The 24508-nt window shown below is 45.5% G+C and carries 28 protein-coding genes and 2 pseudogenes; 18 read left to right on the top strand and 12 right to left on the bottom strand.

The window, feature by feature from the left end; translation table 11 throughout:
• Positions 1–98: 98 nt before the first annotated feature.
• From MiSe_RS18425 to MiSe_RS18435, 3 genes and pseudogenes are all read right to left on the bottom strand, one after another.
• Positions 99–773, bottom strand: a pseudogene (locus tag MiSe_RS18425) (Uma2 family endonuclease); the annotation flags it as partial.
• 153 nt (positions 774–926) lie between these two features.
• Positions 927–1196, bottom strand: a pseudogene (locus tag MiSe_RS18430) (Uma2 family endonuclease); the annotation flags it as partial.
• Between the two features lie 223 nt (positions 1197–1419).
• The gene (locus tag MiSe_RS18435) at positions 1420–2010 is read right to left on the bottom strand and encodes a thioredoxin family protein (protein ID WP_226583224.1); all 591 of its coding nucleotides are present in this window, start codon (positions 2008–2010) and stop codon (positions 1420–1422) included.
• 66 nt (positions 2011–2076) lie between these two features.
• On the opposite strand from MiSe_RS18435, the gene MiSe_RS18440 reads away from it, so the two are divergent.
• The 9 genes from MiSe_RS18440 (at position 2077) to MiSe_RS18480 (ending at position 6396) form a co-directional block, all read left to right on the top strand.
• Complete coding sequence (locus tag MiSe_RS18440; protein WP_226583227.1) at positions 2077–2217, top strand: hypothetical protein; 141 nt, start codon at positions 2077–2079, stop codon at positions 2215–2217.
• A 625-nt stretch (positions 2218–2842) separates the two neighbouring features.
• The gene (locus MiSe_RS18445) at positions 2843–3127 is read left to right on the top strand and encodes a helix-turn-helix transcriptional regulator (RefSeq protein WP_226583231.1); all 285 of its coding nucleotides are present in this window, start codon (positions 2843–2845) and stop codon (positions 3125–3127) included.
• Positions 3128–3593: 466 nt separating this feature from the next.
• Positions 3594–3749 carry a hypothetical protein gene (locus MiSe_RS18450; RefSeq protein WP_226583234.1) on the top strand — a complete coding sequence of 52 codons (156 nt, stop codon included), beginning with the start codon at positions 3594–3596 and terminating at the stop codon, positions 3747–3749.
• Between the two features lie 13 nt (positions 3750–3762).
• The gene (locus MiSe_RS18455; RefSeq protein ID WP_226583237.1) at positions 3763–4026 is read left to right on the top strand and encodes a hypothetical protein; all 264 of its coding nucleotides are present in this window, start codon (positions 3763–3765) and stop codon (positions 4024–4026) included.
• A gap of 142 nt (positions 4027–4168) precedes the next feature.
• The gene (locus MiSe_RS18460) at positions 4169–4441 is read left to right on the top strand and encodes a hypothetical protein (protein WP_226583240.1); all 273 of its coding nucleotides are present in this window, start codon (positions 4169–4171) and stop codon (positions 4439–4441) included.
• A 111-nt stretch (positions 4442–4552) separates the two neighbouring features.
• Positions 4553–4732, top strand: coding sequence for a hypothetical protein (locus MiSe_RS18465; RefSeq protein WP_226583243.1), 180 nt, complete (start codon positions 4553–4555; stop codon positions 4730–4732).
• A 20-nt stretch (positions 4733–4752) separates the two neighbouring features.
• On the top strand, positions 4753–4911 hold the full coding sequence (locus MiSe_RS18470) for a hypothetical protein (RefSeq protein ID WP_226583246.1): 159 nt from the start codon (positions 4753–4755) through the stop codon (positions 4909–4911).
• Positions 4912–4958: 47 nt separating this feature from the next.
• Complete coding sequence (locus MiSe_RS18475) at positions 4959–5207, top strand: hypothetical protein (protein WP_226583249.1); 249 nt, start codon at positions 4959–4961, stop codon at positions 5205–5207.
• A gap of 232 nt (positions 5208–5439) precedes the next feature.
• On the top strand, positions 5440–6396 hold the full coding sequence (locus MiSe_RS18480) for a phosphoribulokinase (protein ID WP_226583252.1): 957 nt from the start codon (positions 5440–5442) through the stop codon (positions 6394–6396).
• Here the strand turns inward: MiSe_RS18480 and MiSe_RS18485 are convergent.
• Positions 6393–6551: a hypothetical protein gene (locus tag MiSe_RS18485; RefSeq protein WP_226583255.1), complete on the bottom strand. Its 159-nt coding sequence runs from the start codon at positions 6549–6551 to the stop codon at positions 6393–6395. The two genes, MiSe_RS18480 and MiSe_RS18485, sit on opposite strands and share 4 nt — an antisense overlap.
• 364 nt (positions 6552–6915) lie before the next feature.
• Here MiSe_RS18485 and MiSe_RS18490 point away from each other — a divergent pair, with 364 nt between their 5' ends.
• Positions 6916–7494: a Uma2 family endonuclease gene (locus tag MiSe_RS18490; RefSeq protein ID WP_226583257.1), complete on the top strand. Its 579-nt coding sequence runs from the start codon at positions 6916–6918 to the stop codon at positions 7492–7494.
• A 575-nt stretch (positions 7495–8069) separates the two neighbouring features.
• Here the strand turns inward: MiSe_RS18490 and MiSe_RS18495 are convergent.
• On the bottom strand, positions 8070–8633 hold the full coding sequence (locus tag MiSe_RS18495) for an SMI1/KNR4 family protein (RefSeq protein WP_226583260.1): 564 nt from the start codon (positions 8631–8633) through the stop codon (positions 8070–8072).
• Positions 8634–9341: 708 nt separating this feature from the next.
• Positions 9342–9794 (bottom strand): nucleoside-diphosphate kinase, encoded by a 453-nt coding sequence (ndk, locus tag MiSe_RS18500; RefSeq protein ID WP_226583261.1) that lies wholly within the window; start codon positions 9792–9794, stop codon positions 9342–9344.
• A gap of 446 nt (positions 9795–10240) precedes the next feature.
• On the opposite strand from ndk, the gene speA reads away from it, so the two are divergent.
• A complete protein-coding gene (gene speA / locus MiSe_RS18505) occupies positions 10241–12286 on the top strand; it encodes a biosynthetic arginine decarboxylase (RefSeq protein WP_444980516.1) in 2046 nt (681 codons plus the stop codon).
• 124 nt (positions 12287–12410) lie between these two features.
• On the opposite strand, the gene MiSe_RS18510 is transcribed toward speA, so the two are convergent.
• The 3 genes from MiSe_RS18510 to MiSe_RS18520 all read right to left on the bottom strand — a co-directional run bounded on the left by MiSe_RS18510 (position 12411) and on the right by MiSe_RS18520 (position 15288).
• Positions 12411–13577: a nucleotidyltransferase family protein gene (locus MiSe_RS18510; protein ID WP_226583265.1), complete on the bottom strand. Its 1167-nt coding sequence runs from the start codon at positions 13575–13577 to the stop codon at positions 12411–12413.
• 476 nt (positions 13578–14053) lie between these two features.
• Positions 14054–14899: a segregation/condensation protein A gene (locus tag MiSe_RS18515; RefSeq protein WP_226583268.1), complete on the bottom strand. Its 846-nt coding sequence runs from the start codon at positions 14897–14899 to the stop codon at positions 14054–14056.
• An 8-nt stretch (positions 14900–14907) separates the two neighbouring features.
• Positions 14908–15288 carry a LapA family protein gene (locus MiSe_RS18520; RefSeq protein WP_226583270.1) on the bottom strand — a complete coding sequence of 127 codons (381 nt, stop codon included), beginning with the start codon at positions 15286–15288 and terminating at the stop codon, positions 14908–14910.
• Positions 15289–15348: 60 nt separating this feature from the next.
• Between MiSe_RS18520 and MiSe_RS18525 the strand changes: the two genes are divergently transcribed.
• From MiSe_RS18525 to MiSe_RS18545, 5 genes are all read left to right on the top strand, one after another.
• The gene (locus tag MiSe_RS18525) at positions 15349–15498 is read left to right on the top strand and encodes a hypothetical protein (RefSeq protein ID WP_226583273.1); all 150 of its coding nucleotides are present in this window, start codon (positions 15349–15351) and stop codon (positions 15496–15498) included.
• A gap of 70 nt (positions 15499–15568) precedes the next feature.
• Positions 15569–15820 carry a hypothetical protein gene (locus tag MiSe_RS18530; RefSeq protein WP_226583287.1) on the top strand — a complete coding sequence of 84 codons (252 nt, stop codon included), beginning with the start codon at positions 15569–15571 and terminating at the stop codon, positions 15818–15820.
• Positions 15821–16033: 213 nt separating this feature from the next.
• Positions 16034–16336, top strand: a complete 303-nt coding sequence (locus MiSe_RS18535; protein WP_226583290.1) for a hypothetical protein — start codon at positions 16034–16036, stop codon at positions 16334–16336.
• Positions 16337–16386: 50 nt separating this feature from the next.
• The gene (locus tag MiSe_RS18540) at positions 16387–16794 is read left to right on the top strand and encodes a WD40 repeat domain-containing protein (RefSeq protein WP_226583291.1); all 408 of its coding nucleotides are present in this window, start codon (positions 16387–16389) and stop codon (positions 16792–16794) included.
• Between the two features lie 70 nt (positions 16795–16864).
• Positions 16865–19333, top strand: a complete 2469-nt coding sequence (locus tag MiSe_RS18545; protein ID WP_226583294.1) for a putative PEP-binding protein — start codon at positions 16865–16867, stop codon at positions 19331–19333.
• A gap of 266 nt (positions 19334–19599) precedes the next feature.
• Here the strand turns inward: MiSe_RS18545 and MiSe_RS18550 are convergent, their stop codons facing one another.
• From MiSe_RS18550 to pirA, 3 genes are all read right to left on the bottom strand, one after another.
• The gene (locus tag MiSe_RS18550) at positions 19600–20769 is read right to left on the bottom strand and encodes a baeRF7 domain-containing protein (RefSeq protein ID WP_226583307.1); all 1170 of its coding nucleotides are present in this window, start codon (positions 20767–20769) and stop codon (positions 19600–19602) included.
• A gap of 155 nt (positions 20770–20924) precedes the next feature.
• Positions 20925–21773 (bottom strand): DUF1361 domain-containing protein, encoded by an 849-nt coding sequence (locus MiSe_RS18555; RefSeq protein WP_226583310.1) that lies wholly within the window; start codon positions 21771–21773, stop codon positions 20925–20927.
• A gap of 391 nt (positions 21774–22164) precedes the next feature.
• A complete protein-coding gene (gene pirA / locus MiSe_RS18560; protein ID WP_444980517.1) occupies positions 22165–22317 on the bottom strand; it encodes an arginine synthesis PII-interacting regulator PirA in 153 nt (50 codons plus the stop codon).
• 544 nt (positions 22318–22861) lie between these two features.
• On the opposite strand from pirA, the gene MiSe_RS18565 reads away from it, so the two are divergent.
• Positions 22862–23962 (top strand): patatin-like phospholipase family protein, encoded by a 1101-nt coding sequence (locus MiSe_RS18565; protein ID WP_226583313.1) that lies wholly within the window; start codon positions 22862–22864, stop codon positions 23960–23962.
• A gap of 332 nt (positions 23963–24294) precedes the next feature.
• Positions 24295–24508: hypothetical protein (locus tag MiSe_RS18575; protein ID WP_226583320.1), on the top strand; the 214-nt coding region annotated here is incomplete at its 3' end.

Raw genomic sequence — 24508 nt, forward strand, 5'->3', positions numbered from 1 at the left:
CATTTAAATCCAATCAAGAGGCGGGCAAGATGCCCACCCCACAAGAAGTAAAATTTGGCTCTCAAATTAGGTGTCTGGCAGCTTACCATTGAAAATTTCTATAATTCCGATGCAGACGGATTCGCTATCAGTTGCTGCACCTGTTCTCTGGAAAGTCCTGTCAATATCGCTACTTGTTCGGTATCCATTCCCGATTGCAAGAGGTTTAGTACTACTTGCCGCAATTGAGATTCAGCTTGTTCTGCTCTAGCTTCAGCTTGTTCTGCTCTCTCACCATCTGTAGGAATCCAATTTCCTGATGCATCATACCAGCGCAACCATTGGCGAGTGATGCCGTTATACTCGCCTTGCCACAAGCCTAATCCTAACTCGATTTCGGGTATCCAAATTCGCGGTTGTTCTGGGTTGAATGACTGTTGTTGATAGCGTCCTCCCTCTAGCTTGAAGAAGTGTACTTTGTTGGTGTAACGACTGAATACTACATAGTAAGGCACTCGTAAGATTCGTTCGTAAACTTCCCACTTTCTGGGTGGTGTTTCTTGTGTAAGAGTCTCGCCGTTAAGCTGGGTTTCTTCCTCAGTTGGAGATTCGGTATTATCTGCTAACTTATCGAGTTCAATTGCTTCTGGATCTGAGTTGGCGTTTTCTCCCAAGTCTTCTTTAGCAGTTCCGGGGGATAAAAGTTCTACTACTACAAAGGGACTAATGCCTTCTTGCCAAATAACATAACTCCTTCTGAGATCCGTATCATCGTACAGGCGGGGAACGTCTAATAACTCAAGTTGCTAGTTATAACTATCGTGGGTTGGTAAATGGCTAATCGCTAATTGCTAATTGCTGATGGGAATATTTTTCGGTTCTACCAGCCATTAGCTATTAGCCATTAACCTGTCTTGGGCCCTAAAAAGATAACTAGCAACTTGCGTTAATACTAAAAACCAATCTGGACGTTTGTGCCACAATGGATGGCGCACGTCGTAATAAAGGTTCATATCCGTGCCGGTAAATACCCGATTGGATGGATACAGGGGACTGCGGAAAGTGCGACTCAACAGTTCTGGTTGTAAATCGTGAAATTCGTCTGGCAAACCGGGTTCCTCCGGATCTTCGCTGGGAAGATCGTACATTGTCGGCAGGGTTTTTCTCGGCGACAGGGGCGGGTCTGTATGCGGGAAACTTGTTTTAGGTTGGGTCATGGGTTTATGGCAATAGTAATACTGAGTTTCCATCCCTAATAGGGATTAAAGTTAGCAATACAAAATTGTAGGGAACAGGAGAAAAACTTTGATAAATGCGACAAAACTTACTGCTGTTCCCTTTTCAATTGGGTGCAATACAACATTGTAGGGGCTAAGGCTAAAGAAAAACTTTGATAAATGCGACAAAACTTATTGCTGCCGTGCCCCTACAAATTTCTGGTTAATTTACCACTTGAGCGCCATGACTGCGCGGATCTTCACTTGCTGATTTTTTCGCGCTTACGGGTGCTTCAAATTTGGATGTTTGACCTGTTGTTTTAGCATGGGGCAATTCTTCACCGGCAACAAGTGCTGCTAAATTAGCTGCCATGATGGTGCGGGGTTGTTCGCCAACGGTTTGAGCGATTTCTGTTCCATCTTTGCCGAAAAAGACAAAATGGGGAATGCCATCGACGCGGTAACGTGTAATTTCGGGCAGCCATTTGTCATTATCGACGTTGAGCATGACGAAATTTACCTGCTCGGCGTATTCTTGTTCTAGTTCGCCCATATCTTTCGCCATCCCTTGACAGGTGGTACACCAATTGGCATAAAACTCCATTAGCGTTGGTTTGCCGTTGCTCATGGCGACTTCTAGAGGGGTGGAGTTTTCCGCTAGTTCGGTGAGAGTGGCGGTGTCTGTCTGGGTTCGCATTCCTAAAAATAGGGAAACGGTGAGGGCGATCGCAACTATTACGATCGACAAGTTTCTCACTCGCGTCCCCATCGGGGTTTCCGGCTTGGCTGGCGATTGGGGTAAATTGGCAGTCATATGATGGATTATTTCTATCTAGTTTGTCCTGCATCTAGTGTAAAGAACTCCTCAACCGGAAAGTCTATGTTATTCGCGCACCAGGTCAAATGCGAACGCGAGTGCGTGCCTCTGGCATATCGCAAAATCTGCCATCGGCATCACCTGCTTCAACACCCGCAAGTGTCCCTCCGCGTCAGGAGCGATGGCGAAACCGTCCAACGGTGATACGCTCTAAGTTAGGCAATCAGCGGACAATTATCCACGGGAAAAGTCGCGCTCAAAGAGCGCTGTTGTGAATTTGACATCCTCACCGGGCTAAAGCCACGGTGATTCCTCACCAAGCGATACCCGAAGGAATCGTCTCTGAATGGGGTTGACGTTTCAACAAGAACCGCCTGAACCAGGTCTTACACTCTCTCCACGTGCGTTTTAAGTCTCGGAATGCCCAGCCGCGACTTTTCAAAACACAATACAAATTGCTCATTTTGCTTCTAGGTTGGATTTTAGAAGACCATTGCCTATTAGCTCTTCTCTACGCCTGCTCTCACCGTAGCTGTTTCAACCTGTCTTGAGCCTAGAGGGGGGTTATGTATTCACCAGCAAAATTATATCAAAAAGCCGTCCTAGAAGGACGGGGCTTGTATCCCATTTTTTTCGGTCAGTCATCGTTTTATCCTTGTATTAGTTGTGTTTAGTCGGGGCGATCGCATGGGAGTGCGATCGCCCTTTCTGCGAACGGGACAGTCCATCGCAACCCTGACCAGGAGGCGGGGCTGTCTTTTTGTGTTGTTTACGTCCATAAGCTTACTTATGAATCTGCTTGTCAATAAGTATGCTTAGAGCAATTAAGATGTCTAAAAAGAAACAATCAAACTCAGAAGATATACCACCCCTACGACGATTAAGAGAGGAGGCAGGCTTAACTCAAGCAGGACTAGCAAAGCAAATTCCGGATAAGACAAGGACAAAGACTTTAACGCAAGCAGCTATCAGTAGATGGGAAAGCGGCGAAGATGAGCCAGAGTTAACTGTTGTTCAAATGAAAGCTCTATGCCGCGCTTTAGGGAAGTCACTCGAAGAACTGCCGGATGACTTTGGCGCACCAAGGCAATCAAAATCTAACGTTCGCGACTAATGAGTAATGTCAAAAAAGGAACAATACACCCTGGAAGATATACCAGTCCTACATCCCTTAAAGAAATACCAGATGATTTGGGACTGCTAAAGCTTTCGCCTCAAGCCGAAAACTGAGCGATCGCGCGGCAATTAAATTATAAAATCCTACAATCCTATGAGTGCAGAGCCAACCGAACAGGAGCTAAGCTTAAAGCTAAGATACCAACCTCTGGATTAACGCGATCCCATTCCCCCAGAAGCGCTTAGATTCAAACTAATATCAACTTTTGATATATTGTTGTTCTTCTATTATAACATAATTTTATTTGCCAGATTTACAAATAATTATTAATATATGTTATGTATATTTATCGAGCTTTAGGAAGTATATTACGATGACAAATTAAAAAAATTTTGTTCCTCGTAAAAAACAAGCTAAAGTTAAATTAAAAGTATCTAAAATAGCGGTATTTATCTTTTTTTTGGTGTTCAACGAAGCTATCATAGCAGTTCGCAATATACATGACGAACTGACAATTAATGCTCCAGCGGCAATAGCACAAGATTTATTAAGTGCTTGTGAAACAAAAGAAAAAATGGATGAAATAAATACAACAACAAACGGGCAGAACATCTGGTAATGCAGGCTTTCCTTTGTCCAGGTATAATAATGATTTATGTCAAATATATAAAGGTTTTTTAGAAGTATTAAATCTCGCTTATGAAACATGCGAATTAGAAAAACAAGAAGAAAAATTAGCCCGATCAATAAATGTAAGTAATGTTGATGAGGTCACCTTAATCGGTATACTTATTCAAAACAATAGAACTAAAATAGACGAAAGAATTGCCGTCGGAGAAGAAGGCCAAGAGAGATTTAATTATCCTCTAAATGCATCTTTGTATCCTGGTGTATAAATATATTATATTTCACGTATTTTGTTGGGAGGTTTATCAATTATTACCCTCGGATGGAAGTTGAGACATTTATGTATTAAGCTTGTAAGATTCGCGATAAAAATTTCAGTTAAAATAATTAACAGATTTTAGCATAAGAGCGATGGACATTAAAACTATTCTCAAATTAGAACTAGCAGATCCGATGGAAAAACGCGACAAAAAAATTATAGCTTTTCTTGAAAAAAATAATATTCCTTGGCGTTACTGTGGTTACGAATCTTATGCTAGTGGAAAAGTAAGACAATTTTTACATACCAATGTTTTGAGTTTATTGAGGTATATCATATATCCGCAATATTTGGAACAAAATATTGATATATTGATCCTAATAAGCGAGACAGTTGATTTTATATATATCAGTAAAGCAAAATAACAAATCCCAAGCAATTCAACTTGACAGCAAAGTTTTGGCATCAGAACTAAACAAAGATCGAGAGGTTGAACTATTGCTCAAATTTATGAAGGAAATAAATACCCAAAATTGTTGAAATACACTACCTTATTGTTGGGTTTTTATGTTAAAAAAGTTCTGGATTTAGCTGATTGTATAGAAAAAGAAGGTAAAGCTAAACAAGCAGATATAATTAGGGCTAGTTTGTATCCCAATCAGTTTGCAGAATTAGAAGATGAGCAAGTAAAAGGAGCGGCAATTTACCGTCTCTAAAGAAGAAAAGTTATTTCGGGATGGAATCGGGTTTAATCGAAATAGATGCGCTCGCTGAAATTGTTGAAGGTTTGTATTCTAAAAATGGCGAGATTGAATACATCAACCCCCAAAGAATTATTAGGGAATCTAACTTGATTGAAAAACTGCCAAAAATCTTCCAAATTGGTATAAAATAGACATTTTAGAATTATATCCAAAGATAGTTTGGCCACAAATGATTGGGATGTTTATAGCATGGAAAGATGGATTTGGATTATTGAGTCCAATCATAAATCCAATTTCTGAAATGCCAATTATCGGCCTCCCATTTGGGATTTTAGATACTGATATTCTTGGTCGTACCCTTGCTACTTTTGCGGGGGCATATTTATTGCCAAGAGATAATCCTCTAAGAGCGCTTTTTTGGGGAGAAGATAAAATAGTAATAGGAATTAGTGCTGGGTTTATTCTGACATCAGTATTGCTGGTATAAAAATAAAAAAATGAGGCGCTGGCATATCCACAACTCTAAACGGACTCTGAGGGAGTGTAAGACCCCGGATGGGGCGCTTCCCCCTAAACTGTCAACGCTTCTAGAAGACAAGCAGTTAAGTCTGTTTGATTGCTAGGGAATATCCGCCCCTTCTAGGTTGGGGAGGATGTCAAATGGTTGATACTCTGCACGTTTATTCCTAAAATTAGTTCAGATTAATTTTTAAACAGTTATGAGCCACCGTCCCATTATCCTTGGCATTGTTGGCGATAGCGCTGCCGGAAAAACCACGCTGACTAGAGGCATCGCGCAAGTATTGGGACTAAACAATGTTACGGTAATCTGTACGGATGATTATCACCGCTACGATCGCCGCCAGCGTGCCGAAGTTGGGATTACGGCTTTGCACCCGGACTGCAATTACTTGGATATTATGCAGCAGCACTTAAACTTGCTGCGGACGGGACAACCGATTCTAAAACCAATTTACAGCCATAAAACGGGGACGTTTGAGCCGCCGGAGTATGTCAAACCCAACAAATTTGTCATGGTTGAAGGTTTGTTGGGTTATGCTACCCGTGGTGCGCGGGACTGCTTTGATGTGAAGGTGTACCTCGCACCGCCGGAATGGTTGCGGTTTAAGTGGAAGGTAAAGCGCGATACGATGAAGCGGGGCTACAAAGAGGAAGAAGTTCTCGCCGAACTGCGAAAACGCGAACCCGACTCGGAACAGTTTATCCGTCCTCAGCGCCAATATGCCGATGTGGTGGTGAGTTTCTACCCGCCTGAAGATGCATCAAATGAAGATTATTCACGCCTGAACGTGCGCTTGGTACTTAGACCGACGATTCCCCACCCAGACTTGACGGAAATTTTCGATCAAACGGCTGCTAAAACTATGCCAGCGATTCGTCTAGGATTGGATCGGGATATGGGTAAACCCGTTGATGTGTTGGAAGTCGATAGTCACGCCACTAGCAATCAAGTCAAAGAGTTAGAGAAGCTTCTATGCAGCGAAATTCCCGACTTATTGCCCTACTGTAGTCTGGACGCCGATCGGGAACTGGGCAAAATTACCGGGACTACTGGGGAAACCCTCCAAAGTTACCCCCTGGCTTTGACCCAGCTATTGGTAGCCTATCACATGCTGAAGGCAACTCAGTTAGTTAGTATAGGACATTACCGCTAGCTATGCGTAATTTCCGCAGGTTGGGGTAGTTGGCTTAGAGGGGCGGGTTGCATTTCGCCGCGAAAGTCTAGGAGTTGGACGAGGAGTAAGTAGGCGAGCGCTAAAATAACTGAAATCGCCCCTGTAATAATTGCTACGACTTTTGACCGATTCATAGGAATGCTTAAGTTTTGATGAACGGGATGTAAACTATTGTAACTATCTGGCGCTCGCGCGCTGCAAGGCGAATCGAGGCAGCAGCATCAATTACAGGGTAGGGGCAAGGCATCAATAAGTTTCGTCCCTAACCCGAAATTATTTAATGCCGTGCCCCTACAATCTTGGTCGGTGTTATTGCGATTGATAAAACATTTAACCTTTGATCGATAAACGCCACATACCCTAGAGGTTTTTTTGGAAAAACCTCTAGGGTATGTGGCGCTCTCTCTTTAATCCCTAATTTTCACATTCAGCTCGTGCATATATGGGCGCACCTTTTCCATTATCCTTATAGTACCACAAATTTTAGAAATTGATCCTATGCAAACTCAAACTCAAAAACGTTCCTACACACCAGAGGAATATCTGGAATTAGAAGAGACTGCCGAATACAAAAGCGAATACCGAGATGGAGAAATAGTGCCAATGACAGGCAAAACAACCAAGCACAACGAAATCGCTGGTAATTTTTACGCCAATTTCAAACTAACCATGAAGGGGCAAAATTACAAAATCTATATGGGTGATGTGAAGTTGTGGATACCGCGTTATCGTCGTCTATACACCTATCCGGATGTGATGGTGATTCAAGGCGCGCCTGTTTATGATGGGAAAGGCACTACAACCGTTACCAATCCTTTGATGATTTTGTCAGTCAAAAATTCTGACAAAACAGATAAGTTTCAATTTTATCGCTCGATTCCCGATTTAAAAGAATATGTTCTGGTTGACCAATACGAATATCACATCGAACAGTTTGCCAAAAACTCAGAGGGGCAATGGGTTTTAACTGAATATGAGTCTGAAGCAGCTGTTTTATCGTTGAAATCGGTTCAGTTTCAAATTTCGTTCCAGGATATTTACGCTGGGGTGAATTTTGAGATTGATGAAGAAGAATAGCAAGTTATAGGAGGTGGAACGATGGGGGGCGATCGCTTGTATCAAGTCCAGGTGCTTTAGTGCTTTAATCCCTAATTTTAACAATCAGATTGCGTACATATGGGCGCACCTTTTTCATTATCTTTATAGTAACACAAATTTTAGCGATCGCGATCTAAAATTAATTGTTTGTAGGGGCGGGTTTCACCAACAATCTATGATTCTCACTAATAAGTAGATGCAGGTAAATAAAGTGAAAATAGCTTAATTACCAAAAAGAAATTCGCCAAGTTTTTGCCCTGGTTCAAAGTGCAGGTGTTCTAACCCACTTGTGAATTGGAGGAGATGATAAGAATGATAATCAATTAGAGAGAGAAGTGGCGAGCGGCGCTCGCCACTTCCCCATTACTATTGCAGGAAGGGAAAGCTGCGCTTTCCCTTCCCTGCTCAATTGATTATCATTATCAACATAGAACAAAGTTAAGCTCTGCATGGGGGTATGACAAAGTACATGCAAATTGGAACACGTTGTAAACTTTTGTAAGGCTAATTGTCAAAACCCTTTCAAGTCTGCCCAGTGGAGTTGACGTGGCAGCTTACATATAATCTACGTTGAATATACCTTTGTCTTCCTCGGAAAAAACGAACTGTCCTGATTCCAAGCCTTCAGCATATTGCTCCAACCACTCCCTAAAACTTGGCGCAACAATCGGCCTTTCAGGTTCATCATGCCACATTGTAATAATTTGTCCACGCTTTCCACCCTCACCAGGATTCAAGTCTAGACAATCATGATTACCTGCTCCGTCATTGGTCAGCGGAATCCACTGTGCACTCCACCAATCAGAGCGAATACCTGCATCAGGGGAACTTTCAAAGTCTTCAAACTCCCCGCCATCTAAAAGTTCTTTCCACACTGCCCATTCCTCTTGCATACGTTCTAAAGATAGAAACTCCCTCCCCTCTAAAAAGCCATAGTCATAACCTGACTGCCCGTTATGAATACGATAAGAAGCCTTAACTTCTGCCGGGAATTGAATAGAGAGAAAATCTTCTGCTGCTTTGATTTGAGTATCAGAAGCTCCAGGTTGCAAAGTGTCGAGCACCTTGGGGGCATTGGCATAAAGCCAAGATTCTATATATGTCCAAATCTCTTGCATACCGTTAACTGATATCAACACCTATTGACAACTTATTAGTTAGCGGTTTATCAGATAGCGCTATGGCACGGCTTCTAGTTCTTGATGGCACTAGGCTTGCTTGAGCCAGTTTGAGCAGAACTTGATCTTCTCGTTGTGTCAGGTGAACTTTAAGGGGCGCTGGCATAAGCGCATTGATAAACTGACTGAACTTTTCCCTAATTATATCAAAGCTTTACCCTTTTATATCTATACACACTGGTTTTCACCCTAACTGCTAGGTAATCGCTCAGCTGTGCTGAACTCCATAACACAGAGCGGGAACGAACAGATGTTTGCCCCTGTTAATGACCTTGATTATCATTCTTATGCTATTTCCTCCAAAAGATACTGGGCTGAGTCCGATCAATTGCTCTTTGAGCATTAAGTTATTTTCACTTTATTTACCTGCACCTACTTAATATACATAAACCCGCCCCCAAAATCGTTGCATCGGGGGCTTCGCGGGTTTCACCAATAATCTATGATTCTCACTAATAATATACATAAACCCGCCCCCAAAATCGTTGCATCGGGGGCGGGGGGGTTTCGCGAGAAATTGGGGCTTCGCGGGTTTAGATAAATTGTCGGTTTGGCATCACAGATAGTTGGTAAAACCCGCCCCTACAAATTAAATAAAAAAATGCCATCGGTGAAACGATGGCACGATCTAAAAATTAGGTCAGCAACCTATTTTTCGTACAACCAAGAAGTAATACTCGGTTGCCAACTTACTAATTCTTCGTCTTTAAACCACAGACTAACTTCGCGACGGGCGGTTTCAATCGCATCGGAACCGTGAATCAGGTTGCGACCAATACTAACTCCGAAATCACCGCGAATTGTACCCGGTTCAGCCGTTAGGGGGTTGGTAGCGCCGATGATTTTGCGTGCGGATGCGACGACGCCCTCACCTTCCCACACCATCGCTACGACGGGGCCAGAGGTGATAAAGTCAACTAAACCGGAGAAAAATGGCCTTTCGCGGTGAACGTCGTAGTGCTGTTCGGCGAGTTCGCGGCTGACTTGCATTAGCTTTAAGCCAACGAGGGTAAAGCCTTTGGTTTCAAAGCGCCGGATAATCTCGCCGACGAGTTGGCGCTGAACGCCATCGGGTTTGACTGCTAGAAATGTCCGTTCCACTGTAAATACCTGCGCGTTACAATTCGGGTTCCAGCCTAGTATCGTGAACTACCCACTCCTACCTCGGTTAGGTGTGGGCTTCCCAATTCATCGGGAATTGCCAAGAGAACGACCTAGTTCCTTTGGTCTCACATTCCCTCCAAGGGCAGAAGTCCTGGTTCCCAAGACCCATAACTTGCTCTTGCAACCTGTGCCTATTAGCTTGGTTCTCGCTTGCGGCAGTGAGGGTCAAGATGGTTCAACTTTACCACAGGAGGTTGCGAGTTTCGTCGCTACGGGGTTTCTAGGCAAAAGAAACCCGGTTTCTAGCAAAAATTGTGGGTTTGGCGACTAGACATTGACGCAGAAAGCGGGTTTCTAGCCATCGTCTCGTTGTTGGTGGAAAAATTCTGCCAAAAGTAGTGGGAAAACCGACGATGCAAGGGTTGTAGATGCGCTAAACTGACATGTCGGTAGTTGTTGCATGGGGGATAGACATGGGGGCACAGCCGACGACCGATCAAAAGGGTGTTGAAGACCGAGTGAGAAATTCTGTTGATTCATTATCGTTGGCAGAGGCTAAGTCTTTGATGCTTCTGCCTGCTGCGGCACGGGAAATGACCAAGAAATGGATGATGGAAGATAGCGAAGCATTGTACCGCATACAAGGCTGGGGCGAACCGTATTTCTCGATTAATGCGGCGGGTCACGTGACGGTGTCTCCCAAGGGGGAACGCGGCGGTTCGCTGGATTTATTTGAACTGGTGAATGCCCTGAAACAGCGCAATTTGGGTCTTCCCCTGCTGATCCGATTTTCCGATATTTTGGAAGACCGCATCGAAAGGTTGAATGCTTGCTTTGCCAAAGCGATCGCGCGCTACAATTACCCCGGTTCCTACCGAGGCGTGTTCCCGGTAAAATGCAACCAGCAGCGCCATCTAGTTGAAGATTTGGTGCGGTTTGGCAAACCCCATCAGTTTGGTTTAGAAGCGGGTTCAAAACCCGAATTGATGATTGCTTTAGCGCTGTTGGATACTCCCGGTGCTTTAATTGTCTGCAACGGCTACAAGGATCGCGAATACATTGAAACGGCAATGTTAGCCCAGCGACTGGGACAACTGCCGTTAATTGTCCTGGAACAAATCGAAGAAGTGCAGGTCGCGATTGAAGCGTCGCGCCAGTTGGGAATTAAACCAATTTTAGGGGTGCGGGCGAAACTGAGTACGCAGGGAGTGGGACGCTGGGGGACTTCTACAGGCGATCGCGCCAAGTTTGGCCTCACTATACCAGAAATTATCCAAGCTGTCGAGCAATTACGCGCTGCTAACCTGTTAGACTCGTTGCAGCTGTTGCACTTTCACATCGGTTCCCAAATTTCCTCGATTAGCGTCATCAAAGAAGCTATCCGGGAAGCTAGTCAAATTTACGTCGAATTGGCGTTACTGGGTGCCGATATGAAATACCTCGATGTCGGCGGCGGATTGGGCGTGGACTACGACGGTTCTCAAACCAACTTCTACGCCTCCAAAAATTACAACATGCAGAATTACGCCAACGACATCGTCGCCGAGTTAAAAGATGCTTGCGGCGAACGCAACGTATCCGTACCAACGCTGATTAGCGAAAGCGGGCGTGCTGTGGCTTCCCACCAGTCGGTGCTGATTTTCGATGTACTCAGCACCAGTGAAGTCCCCCACGAATCACCGGAACCCCCCCAAGAAGGCGAATCTCCAGTGATTCGCTATCTTTGGGAAACTTACCAATCGATCAACGCCGAAAACTTCCAAGAATTTTACCACGACGCGACGCAATTTAAAGAAGAGGCGATCAGTCGGTTTAATTTAGGGATTTTGCGCTTAACCGAACGCGCCAAAGCCGAGCGGCTTTACTGGGCATGTTGCCACAAAATTCTAGCAATTACGCGCCAGCAAGATTACGTCCCGGATGAGTTGGAAGACCTGGAAAAAATTATGGCTTCCATCTACTACGTGAATATGTCTGTGTTCCAATCGGCGCCGGATTGTTGGGCGATTGACCAGCTGTTTCCAATTATGCCAATTCACCGGCTGGATGAACAACCGACCCAGCGAGGAATTTTGGCGGATTTGACCTGCGATAGCGATGGCAAAATCGATCGGTTTATTGACTTGCGGGATGTTAAGTCGGTGTTAGAATTGCATCTGTTTAAGCCGGGAGAACCTTATTACTTGGGAATGTTCCTTAACGGTGCATACCAAGAAATTATGGGGAATCTTCATAACTTATTTGGAGATACGAATACCGTCCATATCAAACTGACGCCGAAAGGTTACCAAATAGAACATGTGGTCAAAGGGGATACGATGAAAGAAGTCTTGGGCTACGTGCAGTACGACGCCGAAGACTTGGTGGAGAATATCCGCCGCCGCTGCGAGCAAGCACTATTGGAGAATCAGATTACGATTCCAGAATCCCAGTTGTTGTTGCAAAATTACGAACGCAGTTTGAGTCGGTATACGTATTTGTCGAGTTAGGTAATCTGATTTGAGATTTTAGATTGCAGATTTTAGATTGAGTAAATTCTGCAATCTAATCTCAAATTTTAGATTTTAGATGCGAGATTGAATCAATCTAAAATCTCAAATCTCAAATCTAAAATCATCCATTCCCATTACCGAGCAATTCAGCGATCGCTCTTTGTTCTTCGGGTTCTTCGGCAGGGAACTCCTGACGCCGGTCGGTAATCAGCCAGTTTAAAGCGGCTGCTTCTACATCAATCGATGCACCCGTTTTATCGATGCAGTGGCGACCAAATACCAGCTTGTCTACTAAACGCACCCCTGGCCCCAAGCGGGAGTAATCAAAGATAATGCTGTTATCGATGGTGGCTCCTTTGCAGACCCAGCAATTTGGCCCGATCATCGTCGGCCCGATAATTTTAACGCCGTCTTCGATATGCGTCATGCCGCCGATGTATACTGGTCCTGTGATGTCCACCTTGTCCCAGTTCGCCGCCACGTTTAGCCCCGCGTAGACGCCGGGACGCACTTGATGTCCTGGAATTGAGACGTTTTTGACTTTCCCCTTTAACACGTCGCGAATGGCTTGCCAGTAGTCGGGAACCTTACCGATATCCACCCATTGGAAGTCCATGCTGACGGCGTAGAAAGGGGCGTTGATTTCTACCAGTTTGGGGAATAACTGGCTACCGATGTCGTATTCGACGCCAGAGGGGATGTAATCCAACACTTCTGGCTCAAAAATGTAGATGCCGGTGTTAATGTTGGTGCTGAGGGCTGCTTCGACTTTTGGCTTTTCTTGGAAAGCTTTGATGCGACCTTCTTCGTCGGTGACGACTACCCCGTAGCTAGAAACTTCTTCGCGGGGGACGGTTTTCATCACCACGGTAGCGATTGCGCCTTTTGATTTGTGCCACTTCACCGCAGCAGTTAAATCCAGGTCAATCAAGGCATCGCCGCACAGTACCACAAAGGTATCGTCGAAAAAGGGATAGAAGTCTTGGATGCGGCGCATCCCACCCGCCGAACCGATTGCTTCTCCCACCAGCTTGCCTTCAACGATCCGACCTTCAAAAGAATAGGCAATTTGGACCCCAAAGCGCTGACCATCGCGGAAATAGTTTTCTATTTCATCGGCTAGGTGGCTGACGTTGACCACGATTTGGTCAAACCCGTGTAGGCGTAGCAATTCGACCAAAAACTCCATCACTGGTTTTTGCAGGATTGGAATTAGAGGCTTGGGAATTGTGTAAGTGATTGGACGGACGCGGGTACCTTTCCCAGCCGCCAGAATCATGGCTTTCATCAATATTTGTCCTTCAACCCTTGGCTACTAAAGTTGGGGGATTTGATGGCAAATCAAATCTTCTGTTCAATTTTCTGTCAAGAGCGGGAATCATTGACAGATGTTCTAGCAATTTAGCTGTTCAAACTGTTGACACTCCCCGCGCCTATTGGTACGGGGATTCTTAAGACCTTTCAATCTTAATATCCCTATTTCTAGGGTTCCCAGGCTGACCAAAATTGCCACGAGGGCGTGGTGATACGCCAGTTGCTCGACTTGGGGAAACCCCAAGACCGCACTGGCTCTCCTCCTTACAGTTTCAGGACTTACGCAAAGAAACCGGGTTTCTCTGAAAAATCGTGGCAAGAGAACTAGAGATCGACGCAGAAACCCGGTTTCTGGGATCGTCGTGCGTAAGTCCTGAGTTTTTTGGGCGGAAGCGTGGTTTTACCCACAGGTTTTGCAGAGTCCCTGTATACCATAGCCAACGCTATGCTTTATAAAGCGCGAATTTTTAGGTCTTGGTAGAACTCGTGTTGGACTAACTCTACTTTAGATTGCGCCGACAGCAGCAGCAGCGACCAGAAGACGCCCACCCGGTCGTGTAATTGTTCGGGAGTAGGAGTTATTGTCAAATTGGCCTCTGCTGATGGTAGATCGGGAGAATTCCCTCGATTGCCCCGTGAGAGGGACCATAACCCTAATAATTGATCGAGAGTCAGCCCATCTTGTTCCCCGGTTTGATTTGACCAATAAGCCGCCAAAAACCGCTCGAGTTCAACTGCGATTTCGCTGAGATTTTCTTGGCTTGCCAATTCTAGAGCTGCCCGCATTTGAGCGCGTGCAGAGGCATTGGCGTGAGAATTGGTGCGACGAGAGCGTGGGGATTGCTTTTCCATTGCGGCGGCGACTAACCGCAATTGCTCAATTAATTCCTGCAACGTCACGGGGCGATTTGGTGGCGGTACTGCGGTGGGACGCCTGCGTAACTGGCGTTCCAGACGCAATGGCAATCGCCCTTCGCCTGCATCTGCCAATTCCAGTTCTTCTGCTTCTGGTGACTCAGCAGGGATTTCCGGTTCTTGGAGGTTTTCTAAGGTATTGGCTTTGAGCAATACCAGCACCGCTGCATCCAAAAATGCCTGTCCAGATTGGGATAGATCTGTTTCTAACCAGCCAGTCTGCACCCCTTGGGCTAGTTCGTTTAAACAGCGGTCGATCACTTCAATTACCTGGACATCCCAAGGGTCAATTTCCCCCCGCTGAGCCAAGTCAATTAGCAGGGCGATCGCTAAGTGCGGCGCGTCATTCCACGCAGCTGCTCGATTTGGGGTCGGTGTCATCGCCAAATTCAACTTTGAGCAATTACTTTGGGCTGGGTATTTTTTGCTTCTGTCGCTTCTGTTGCCGATGATAGAGCCTGTTGTTGCTCTTGCAGTTCTGCTTTGTATTGTTCTAAGTCTTTTTCTAAAGCTTGAATCCGATTCTCCCGCTCGCGAATTTCTCGCGTTGTCTTGCGGGATTCCAAGAACCGCTGGAACCAACTCAAAATGCCAAATATCCAAGCCAGGACAGCCCCTAACCCCATTGCGCCAATTAATTCAATGCATAAAGGTGCTTGAATGTCAACCCCTTTAACCAATTTAATCGTAGCCGGATCGGTATTTTCTAAGCTAAATAAAACCAGCGCTGCACAAAACAGGAAGATAATCAGAAAGTTAATCGCTCGCATTAAGCAACTCCTAGATCAAACAGAAATTGAACCGAGACAAAGCAAGACTGAGGACAGATTTTGCCCGTCTGTGAGGGTAGAGAGGCGCTCCCTTGCACGCAAGGGAGTGGATGGATGGGCGGTGCGATCGCTCACCAGCCTTATTTTAGCCTCCCAGCTGCCACCCGTCGGAAGAGGGACAAGCAAGAAGGGAGACAAGGGAAGACTTAAAGATAGCCCCCAGAACACCACATGCTAGCAGTCCCAAGACAAATTCGGGTTATGGAACAGCAGCGATAAGATGGAGAATTTTTCCACTTTTTGCCACGTTTTCTGGTGGTTCCTTTGTGCTTTTGCAGAAATTTGTCAAAAATTGAGGCTGGACTGCAAAGATATTGCTGACTTAGGTGATGGGATGTTATCCCAACCTGTAAAAAAAACACCAGAGAAAGTCAGAGCCAATTCCCAACAAGATGGGGGAGAAGCGATTGATATCTCAGTTTTTTATAACCACACTATTGAACAAGCAGTGGATTGTGGGCGATTCGCCTAGGGGCGATAGCTCGGCTTCACGCTGCTGATTGGTAGCTTTATTAGGCATGGGTGGAATTGGTAAAACTGCCTTATCTGTAAAGTTAGGTGAATAGATTCAAGGCGAGTTTGACTATCTGAGCGGAGTCTACGTAATGCCCCGTCTATCCAAGAATTGCTGGCGAATCTGCTGCAATTCCTCTGGGGTGAGCAGGAAACGCATTTACAGGAAACTTTGGACGAACAACTTTTGCGGCTGATGGCTTGTTTGCGTACCTCTCGCTGTCTTCTGATTTTAGATAATGCCGAATTTATTCTACAAAGTGGCGCTCGCCAACCCACAGGTTGCTATCGCTCACAATATGAAGGATATGGTCGATTACTCAAGCTGATAGGTGAAACTTCCCACAACAGTTGCCTGGTGCTAACGTCCCGTGAGTTTGCCAAAGAATTGATCCCATTAGAGGGAGAAAACCTGCCGGTTCGCTGCTTAAAGTTGGCAGGATTGTCCGCAGAAGAGGGACAAAAAATTTTTTAAGCCAAGGGGTGTTTGAGCGCTACGGGGGAAACCCGTTAGCCATAAAAATTGTGGCTTCTGCAATCAAAGATTTTTTGGCAGGGGATATTTCCAGCTGCCTGCAATTTTTAGAACAAGACTTGTTTATTCAAGATCAACTGCGCGACCTTCTACAGGAGCAGTTTGGGCGTCTAACTCCCCTAAGTCACGACAAAACGATAAAGCTGTGGGATGTTCGATCTGGGGAATGTCTCAAAACATTAAAGCGCGATTCCTCTGAGGTGTGGGCGATCGCAACAGCACGCGATGGTCGCACCTTAGCCAGCGGCAGCGCCGATGGAGCGATGGCGCTGTGGGAGATTGAGACTGGTGAGCGTTTGAGGACGATGCGTACGCCTCGCCTCTACGAAGGTATGAATATTATGGGTGTCACAGGCGTCACCGATGCTGAGAAATCTACACTGAAGGCTGGAAATTGATGGCTTAGGGTCGATCTAGCAAAGGCCAAATAAATGTTAAGAAATATACAGACCTCGTGGCTTTCTGTCTGTGGATGACCTGCTTTGGCTCGATCGGATTCAAGCTTCAAATCGCCTCCAGGTGGGGGAAAAAGCCTTTTACTTAAGCCAGTTGCGGCAGAAGGGATATCCTGTTATTGGCGGTTTTGTAATTCCTAGTCCTGTTCTGCGCCAGTTTTTGGAGACGATTGAATGGTTAGATCCCCTGTTTGCCGACTTGCCTTCTTCTTCGCTGTACGTGGATGTTGACAATCCTTACCAACTCCAGCAGGTGGCGCAGCGCATTCGTCGCGAAATGATGGCGGCGGCGCTGCCTGAAACTTGGGAATCAACGCTGTTAGCGGCGAGTAAAAAGTTGCAGGCGCAGGGATTGATTTTGCGACCGACGCTGGCGCTACCGTCCCATTTGGCGTTTGGCAGTACCGGAAAGATTTCCGGACTGCTGGAAAGTCATGTTTGCGCTTGTACGAGGGAGGCGATCGCTTTTGGCGTCAAGCGGGTGTGGGCGGAGTTATTTAGAGCCAGAAGCTTGCTGTATTGGCAGCGCTCCGGGATCAAACTGCAACAGATTCATCTAGGGATTTTAGTACAACCAATCCACGATGCACTAGCTTCTGGGCGCGTTTTAGCGACAAAAGAGGTTTGGGAAATTCAAGCAACCTGGGGACTGGGGATGGCGCTGGTGCGGGGAGAAGTGTTTCCAGATTACTACCAAGTGCAGCCAGATAGCGGCGCGATCGCTCGCCAACACCTGGGTAGCAAAACCATCGCCTATCGTTTGTCAGAAGGACAGGATGTTAGCGAATTACCAGGGACCTTTGAGTCCCCCTCTAGCTATGCCCCTAAAGTTAGCAAACAACAATCAATCCCTGACAACTACCTACAAACTTATTTGCTGAGCGAGGAACAACAAAAAAAATACGCTCTAGAAGCAAAATATCTCACGGAACTGATTGAGTTGACCCACCGCCTGAGAGCGGATCTCAGTCCGACTTTAATCCTGGAGTGGACGCTAGCGCTCTTAGAACCGGGTTTGGAAGCGCAATTGTATCTCACCCAAGCGTATCCCCGTCCGCCAGATGGGGCTAGATCCCCCACAACCTCTCAAGAGGACTTCCTGACTCGGGGAGGGGGGGACGCGGGGAATGTTTCTACACAACTCGACCCGTCTTCTTCCTCCCCTCTCACAAGCGGTCAAACTGCCACGATTCGGGGTTTGGGGGCGTCTTCGGGGCGGGCAATGGGGAAAGCGCTCTTACTCGCTGGTAAGATTGACCATCCAGAGCAATTGCCACCAGGAAGGATTTTGCTTGCTCCTAGCATTACTCCCGATTGGTTACCTTTGTTGCAACGCGCTGCGGGTGTAGTTGCCGAACAGGGGGGCATGACTAGCCACATTGCTATTATTGCTCGCGAATTAGGCATTCCAGCCGTGGTAGGTGTCAGAGGTGCAACTAAGATGATTAAAACGGGCGATTTTGTCATGGTAGACGGCGATCGCGGTGAGATTTATCGCCTGGAGTCTGGTGAGGGTCATCGGCAAGAATTTTATCCCAATTCCGTACCCCAAACTCTGCAATCTTTTACTCCCCTTGCTACTAGGCTGTTAGTCAATTTAAGTCAATCGGGTGCGATTGAGAAGGCAAAAGCGCTGCCGGTAGATGGGGTGGGGTTATTGCGAAGTGAAGTGATGATGCTGGAACTTTTGCAGGGACAACATCCCAGTTTGTGGGTTGAGCAGGGGCGATCGCAACAGCTAGTTGAACGGTTAACCGAGCATATTAGTAGATTTGCCAGTGCTTTTGCGCCGCGTCCGGTATTTTATCGCTCCCTGGATTTGCGAGCGCACGAATTTCAATCTTTAGAAGGTAGCCCCTCATTTCCCGCCACCAGCAACCCGATGTTGGGCGTGCGGGGAACGTTCAGCTATCTAGTTTATCCAGAGATTTTCCAGCTAGAACTAACTGCAATCGCTGCAGTTTATCGTGCCGGATATACCAATGTGCGCTTGATTTTGCCTTTTGTTCGCACGGTTGAAGAGTTTTCTTTTTGCCGCCGTCAAGTTGAGCAAGCAGGGTTAACTCAATATGCCCAATTTGAATTGTGGATTATGGCGGAAGTGCCTTCTGTGCTGCTGTTGTTACCAGATTACGTTAAGGCAGGCGTCCAGGGTATTTCCATCGGCACTAACGATTTAACCCAACTATTATTAGGAGTTGACCGCGACCAAAGTCAGATGGCAGCGGCGTTTGACTCGCGGCATCCGGCAGTGATGCGCGCGGTGCAACAACTGATCCAAACTGCCAAACAGCAAGGGATTCCCACATCAATTTGCGGTCAAGCACCCGCACAGTATCCAGATTTAATCGAACACCTCGTCCGCTGGGGAATTGAGTCTATTTCTGTCAGTTTGGATGCGGTTGATTCTACATATAGTGCGATCGCTCGCGCCGAACATCGCATCATTTTAGAAGCATCTCGGCGTCAGCTTGATTTGTGATTTTAGATTGCTGCTAATGGCTAATTGCTAATGGCTAATGGCTGGTAAAGCCGTAAAAATCTTCGCTCCAGCCAAAAACCCGGTTTATGCGTCAATTTCGCCCCTCGACAACCACGATTTTTCGGAGCGCCCTTTGTTTTTTTGCGTAATTCCTAGATTATCTATTTTAGCAACTAGCTAATAGCTAATCGCTGGTATATCCATAAAATATTCCCATGAGCAATTAGCAATTAGCAATTAGCAATTAGCAATTAGCGATTCGTTACCTAATAACGGTAAATCGCCGCTGGTGCTTCATCTGGCACTTTTTCTGGCTCGACTGCGTAAACTGTGCCGCCATTTATTATCGTATAAACCGCAGCAAAATTCAACAAATCCTCATCATCTGCTGCGGGTTCCGCGTGTAAATCTACACTCATTGTTTCCGGGTCAAAGTGTCCCCATTGTTGCTGTCCGACTGGTACAAATAACGAATCAACCCGTTGGTAATAGGCACTGGAAATCACATCTTTGAGATCGTGAGAAGTTTTGCCAGTACCCGCTCCGGCTAATTCTTGGTATTGAGCGAGCGCAAGTTCTTCTGACTGCTGCAATATCGGATCTACAATCGGTAAAGCTTGCGCGTGCAATTCTGCCGGCTTCAAGTTTTCTGGATTGCCTGTAATGCCTTCTTCCACTAAATGCTGATAAGTATTAGCTTCTCTGTAAATTGGGAACAGATACTCAACGCCTGCTAATACTAACGGCGCTTTCTTATTCCTCAGTTTCTCGTCGAATAAAGCGCTATCAACCATGTGAAAGAATTGCAGAATGTCTTCTTGATGCCTATCTCGATCTGGACTTCCTTGACCGTGAAAACTGCCCGGTTGTACGAAAGAATTCCTAGTACCGCCTTTGGATGTGGCAATCCGCTGTTGACCTTCTTTTGCAGTTTCGTCGTATTGCAGCGCTTCTTCTAAGCTTTTAGGAACGTTTTCCAGTTCTAGTTCGTTGATGCTGTAGCGCGTTGCTTCAAAGAACCTGATATTATTTTGGCTCAAAGCCAAGATGTAAAACAGTCCGTCATTATTGAGCAGATGCAGAAGTGGCTTAATGTGGAAATGATTATTGACGACCACCAATTCTTGAAATTCGTAGGGAAGGCTGTAGTAGCGAAAGATTTCTGGAGAAATATAAATTGCCAGTCCCAAATCTTGATTTTCCCAAAAATCACCCGGATCGAGTTGATGAACTTGCTTAAACCATTCGATTGTCTCCTCGTCGTCTAAACCCATTTCCTTTAAACGTTCTTCTGCCTCGCGGACGATATTTTTAAACCGAATCGGGTTTTGTCTAATTTCTGGCCCTGCCTTTTGCCTGGGCATATAAAGTGAAATGCAGGGCTTTTGAACCGTTTGTATTAAAGTTTTGAGTTCATCGGTAGATAATAACGCCATATTCCCAACCTCCTATCAACACAAGGGGTAATAGGTCATAGGTGATGAAGAATGACCTATGACCTATTACCTATCTGGGTTAATTTCAGCGAAGCCTAAAGCTTGTGCCATCTTTCGATAGGATTAATTTGGCGCGGATGTGGTTGGTGATGGGGTTACAGAACGGTGGAGGTATCGCTTTGTGAAGCGAGTTGATGGGTAGAGATCGCTTGTTTTCTCCGCAAGATTATGCCCAAACTCACCTGTTTCATAATCCAGTACAATCCCGCAATCACCGCGAAAGTAACCCACATCACTAAAATTGGGCGTTTGGCGACGAGATCGTCTATGACGCTATTCGCTAAAGTATCGAGTTGCGTCACGATGTCCCAACTGTTGAACCGCAAAAATCGCCCTAAATAAATCCCAATCGCACTCAGTGCGTGCAAGGCTAACTCTACCCAAAGGACGAATTTACCCAAACCTTGTCGTTTCAAATATTCGCCCAGGTTAATTAAAGACAGGACGTAGGCTTCAAACCCACCGATCATAAAGACCAAATACTGGGGAACAAGCGCTAAGGTAATTGTCCACATCGAGTATCCCTGGCGAATATCTTCAACTAGGTGAATGATATCGGTCAGAACATACGGCGCATTGGGCAAAAATGCGATAAAAACGAGGAATCCCAGCCACCAAAACCAAGATCGGGTTTGCGGACTACGCATCAACCACACATCCAACGCGATTAAAACCAGCGTAATTGCCCAAACGATATAATTCGTGCGGTTCTCGATGATGAAACGCGCTATGTGGGTCAAAACCAAGGGGGATTTTGGCAAAAAGGTGGCGAATAGGAATAGTCCAATCCACCATAATGCTTTGCGCGATCGCGGTCTGCCAAATAGCCACACACTCAAAGCCAACGGCAATAAAGCTAAAAACAGGTTCCAAGCCATCCAGTCAATATTCTTGTGCAATGCACCCCAGGCATCGGCTATCCAGGCTATCAATTCAACTGTCATGACGGTTTTCTCACTCGCTAATCAAGTTGTGGCTTACATTTGTAGAGCCACCAGTATAGCTACTACAACAAAGCTAGCGACTTTGCCTTAAACTGATCTGGGAAATCCATAGAAATTCATTGATAAAAAAAATGGCTTCTGAGCGCGAGAAAACTCGCTATTTCTAGGTTATCCGCCTCCCATTTGCAGCGCCATCGGTGATATAACTTGATAGCTTGGGATTTCCCCGCGTCCCCTTGTCCTTAGCATCCCCGCGTCCTCTTCAAGCGATCGCTTGTTAAAGAAACCCGGTTTTTTGAAAAAACCGGGTTTCTAAGTCAAAGGAGGGGCATTCCTAGCCTGCCCCTCCTTCTTTTCTCCCTAAAATGCTATTTTTCAGCGCTTTACTGCTCTACAGTTGCTGCATTTCCGCTTCCAGTTGCCGGATTAACTCTTGGTCACCGTTGGCTCTGGCGACTTCCAAGCGATGTTGCAGCCTTTTCTGGATGTTGGCACGATGTGTTTCGGCTGTTCTTTTTAGGTCTTCGCGACGATTTTTGTTCATCATGGACTTCAGATTGGGATCGGTTGGTGTATAATTATCCTTCTATTTTTTTAATATAACACGCCAAGCTCAAATTGGCAAGCAAATTGTGTTTTAAGATACAGAATGTTCATAAAATTTATGAATCTAGCGAAGTGGGAAGGGGGACAAGCAAGACAGTTTCTTCTCTCCTGGGGCGTCCCGATGGGCGACTGGTTGCCACTAAATGTATAGAAAGTTTTAGAGTTTTATAATTTAATTAAAAAAATTGACTTTTTATATAATTTGTAGTAATAGAGCCAAGCAAAAGTACCCCGTGAGGGTACTGTCAGAGTCTGGCAAAATTTCCAAAATATAGATGAAGGTATTTCTCTAGCAAATAAGCTGGAGTTTTCTCAATTAAGGAAAACTATTGACTTGGGATTTATTAAAAATTGCAACGATTTTCATTATTAGTGAAAAAAGTCCGGAAAGTAAATCCAACCAGGGGAATATAAATTTAGAAGTGATTCGAGAAATCAAGGTAACAATTATTTAGTTTTTGTGCCAGACCAAGGAGAGTAATATGACTTTTAAATATAAAATATTGTCAATCGACGGTGGCGGCATCAGAGGGATTATCCCGGCGATGATTATAGCCGAAATTGAACGGCGGACAAACAAGCCGATCTGTCAATTGTTTGATATGATTGCTGGCACTTCAACCGGCGGTATCTTGGCATTAGGTCTGACTAAACCCCATCCAGATAATCCGGAAATACCGCATTACAAAGCTAAGGATTTAATCGACCTGTATCGGGAAGAGGGAAAACGGATTTTCGACCAGTCCTGGATAGACAGGCACGAGAATTTAAGGGAACTATTTCTTAAACCAAAATTTGCTTCAAATGGCAGGGAAGAAGTTTTAGCAGAATATTTGGGCAAGGAAACTCGAATTCAAGAGGCACTGACGGAAATTTTCATTACCAGCTATGAAACTGAACTGCGGATTCCTGTTTACTTCACCAGTAATAAGGAGGCAGAAAAGACAAGCGGTTTGGACTTCCACCGAGTATGCCAAAGTATTACAATGGTAGAAGCTGCTATGGCAACTTCCGCAGCCCCGACTTATTTTGAACCAGTCTCGGTTCCCACCGACAATAAACCAAACGGCTTCTATTCATTAATAGATGGTGGAGTTTTTGCCAACAATCCAACTTCCCTGGCAATTATGGAAGCGATAATTGCTTCTAAGAAAAAAGCAAGACAACTGAGGCAACCAGACAAAAAACTGGCTATAGATGAGATTATTGTTGTCTCAATCGGTACGGGTTCGCTGACCCGCGAATATGAATTTGAGCGGGTGAAACGCTGGGGACAAGCTCAATGGATGCAACGGATTATTAATATTGTTATGGACGGTCAAAGTGAAGCAGTTGGTTCTCAATTAGACCAACTCCTGCCAGATGCAGACGGCGACCCGAAACAATATTATCGCTTGCAACCAAGACTCACTAAGGGGAATGATGATATAGACGATCCAAGTCCTGAGAATCTCGAGAAGCTGGAAGAACGTGCAAAGCTAGTAATTGATGCGAGAACGGATGAGTTGGACGAGTTGTGCAAACTGCTTGTGGAAACGCCAACAGTTGTTGAGAGAGAGAAGAAATTGGTGGTGCAGATGTAGTAGGGAAAATAGAAAGTCTTGTTGTGAGACTCAAATCCTACCTAAGCCGTGCCCCTAACCTGTGGTCTTTGGCTGTAACCTAAGTTCAAGAGAGAGTATATCCACGGGGTATGCTCTCTCTTAAACTATTTAAATGAATCCCCAGGGATTTAGCTACCGGGGGTAGACTTGCCACGTTGTTAGATGAACGGGGAAATAGCGTGGGAGGAGTGAAAGTTTGCGAGGAACTTTCGCGGCAGTTTGGGTTACATATGTTTGATTCGGCGATGGGGAGTTGTAAGTTTTTGGAGATGTTGTCTGAGTAAAAATTTGAAATTTGTGGGACGGGCAAGATGCCCATCCCACAAGAAAAAATCATCTTTTGTCTTGTGGGGTGGGACGGGCAAGATGCCCATCCCACAAGAAAAAATCATCTTTGTTCTTGTGGGGTGGGACGGGCAAGATGCCCATCCCACAAGAAAAAATCATCTTTGTTCTTGTGGGGTGGGACGGGCAAGATGCCCATCCCACAAGAAAAAATCATCTTTGTTCTTGTGGGGTGGGACG

It is taken from the genome of Microseira wollei NIES-4236, assembly GCF_020521235.1.
GTDB classification, from domain to species: domain Bacteria; phylum Cyanobacteriota; class Cyanobacteriia; order Cyanobacteriales; family Aerosakkonemataceae; genus Microseira; species Microseira wollei.

Bases quoted from the DNA above. Each gene is read 5' to 3' on its own strand.
- MiSe_RS18485 (WP_226583255.1), bottom strand. From the start codon at position 6,551: ATGAATCGGTCAAAAGTCGTAGCAATTATTACAGGGGCGATTTCAGTT.
- pirA (WP_444980517.1), bottom strand. From the start codon at position 22,317: ATGAACAAAAATCGTCGCGAAGACCTAAAAAGAACAGCCGAAACACAT.
- MiSe_RS18555 (WP_226583310.1), bottom strand. From the start codon at position 21,773: ATGACAGTTGAATTGATAGCCTGGATAGCCGATGCCTGGGGTGCATTG.
- MiSe_RS18550 (WP_226583307.1), bottom strand. From the start codon at position 20,769: ATGGCGTTATTATCTACCGATGAACTCAAAACTTTAATACAAACGGTT.
- MiSe_RS18515 (WP_226583268.1), bottom strand. From the start codon at position 14,899: ATGACACCGACCCCAAATCGAGCAGCTGCGTGGAATGACGCGCCGCAC.
- MiSe_RS18475 (WP_226583249.1), top strand. From the start codon at position 4,959: ATGTTTATAGCATGGAAAGATGGATTTGGATTATTGAGTCCAATCATA.
- MiSe_RS18440 (WP_226583227.1), top strand. From the start codon at position 2,077: ATGTTATTCGCGCACCAGGTCAAATGCGAACGCGAGTGCGTGCCTCTG.
- MiSe_RS18520 (WP_226583270.1), bottom strand. From the start codon at position 15,288: ATGCGAGCGATTAACTTTCTGATTATCTTCCTGTTTTGTGCAGCGCTG.
- MiSe_RS18460 (WP_226583240.1), top strand. From the start codon at position 4,169: ATGGACATTAAAACTATTCTCAAATTAGAACTAGCAGATCCGATGGAA.
- MiSe_RS18445 (WP_226583231.1), top strand. From the start codon at position 2,843: ATGTCTAAAAAGAAACAATCAAACTCAGAAGATATACCACCCCTACGA.
- MiSe_RS18510 (WP_226583265.1), bottom strand. From the start codon at position 13,577: ATGAAAGCCATGATTCTGGCGGCTGGGAAAGGTACCCGCGTCCGTCCA.
- MiSe_RS18470 (WP_226583246.1), top strand. From the start codon at position 4,753: ATGGAATCGGGTTTAATCGAAATAGATGCGCTCGCTGAAATTGTTGAA.
- MiSe_RS18480 (WP_226583252.1), top strand. From the start codon at position 5,440: ATGAGCCACCGTCCCATTATCCTTGGCATTGTTGGCGATAGCGCTGCC.
- MiSe_RS18495 (WP_226583260.1), bottom strand. From the start codon at position 8,633: ATGCAAGAGATTTGGACATATATAGAATCTTGGCTTTATGCCAATGCC.
- MiSe_RS18435 (WP_226583224.1), bottom strand. From the start codon at position 2,010: ATGACTGCCAATTTACCCCAATCGCCAGCCAAGCCGGAAACCCCGATG.
- MiSe_RS18490 (WP_226583257.1), top strand. From the start codon at position 6,916: ATGCAAACTCAAACTCAAAAACGTTCCTACACACCAGAGGAATATCTG.
- speA (WP_444980516.1), top strand. From the start codon at position 10,241: ATGTCGGTAGTTGTTGCATGGGGGATAGACATGGGGGCACAGCCGACG.
- MiSe_RS18565 (WP_226583313.1), top strand. From the start codon at position 22,862: ATGACTTTTAAATATAAAATATTGTCAATCGACGGTGGCGGCATCAGA.
- MiSe_RS18530 (WP_226583287.1), top strand. From the start codon at position 15,569: ATGGAGAATTTTTCCACTTTTTGCCACGTTTTCTGGTGGTTCCTTTGT.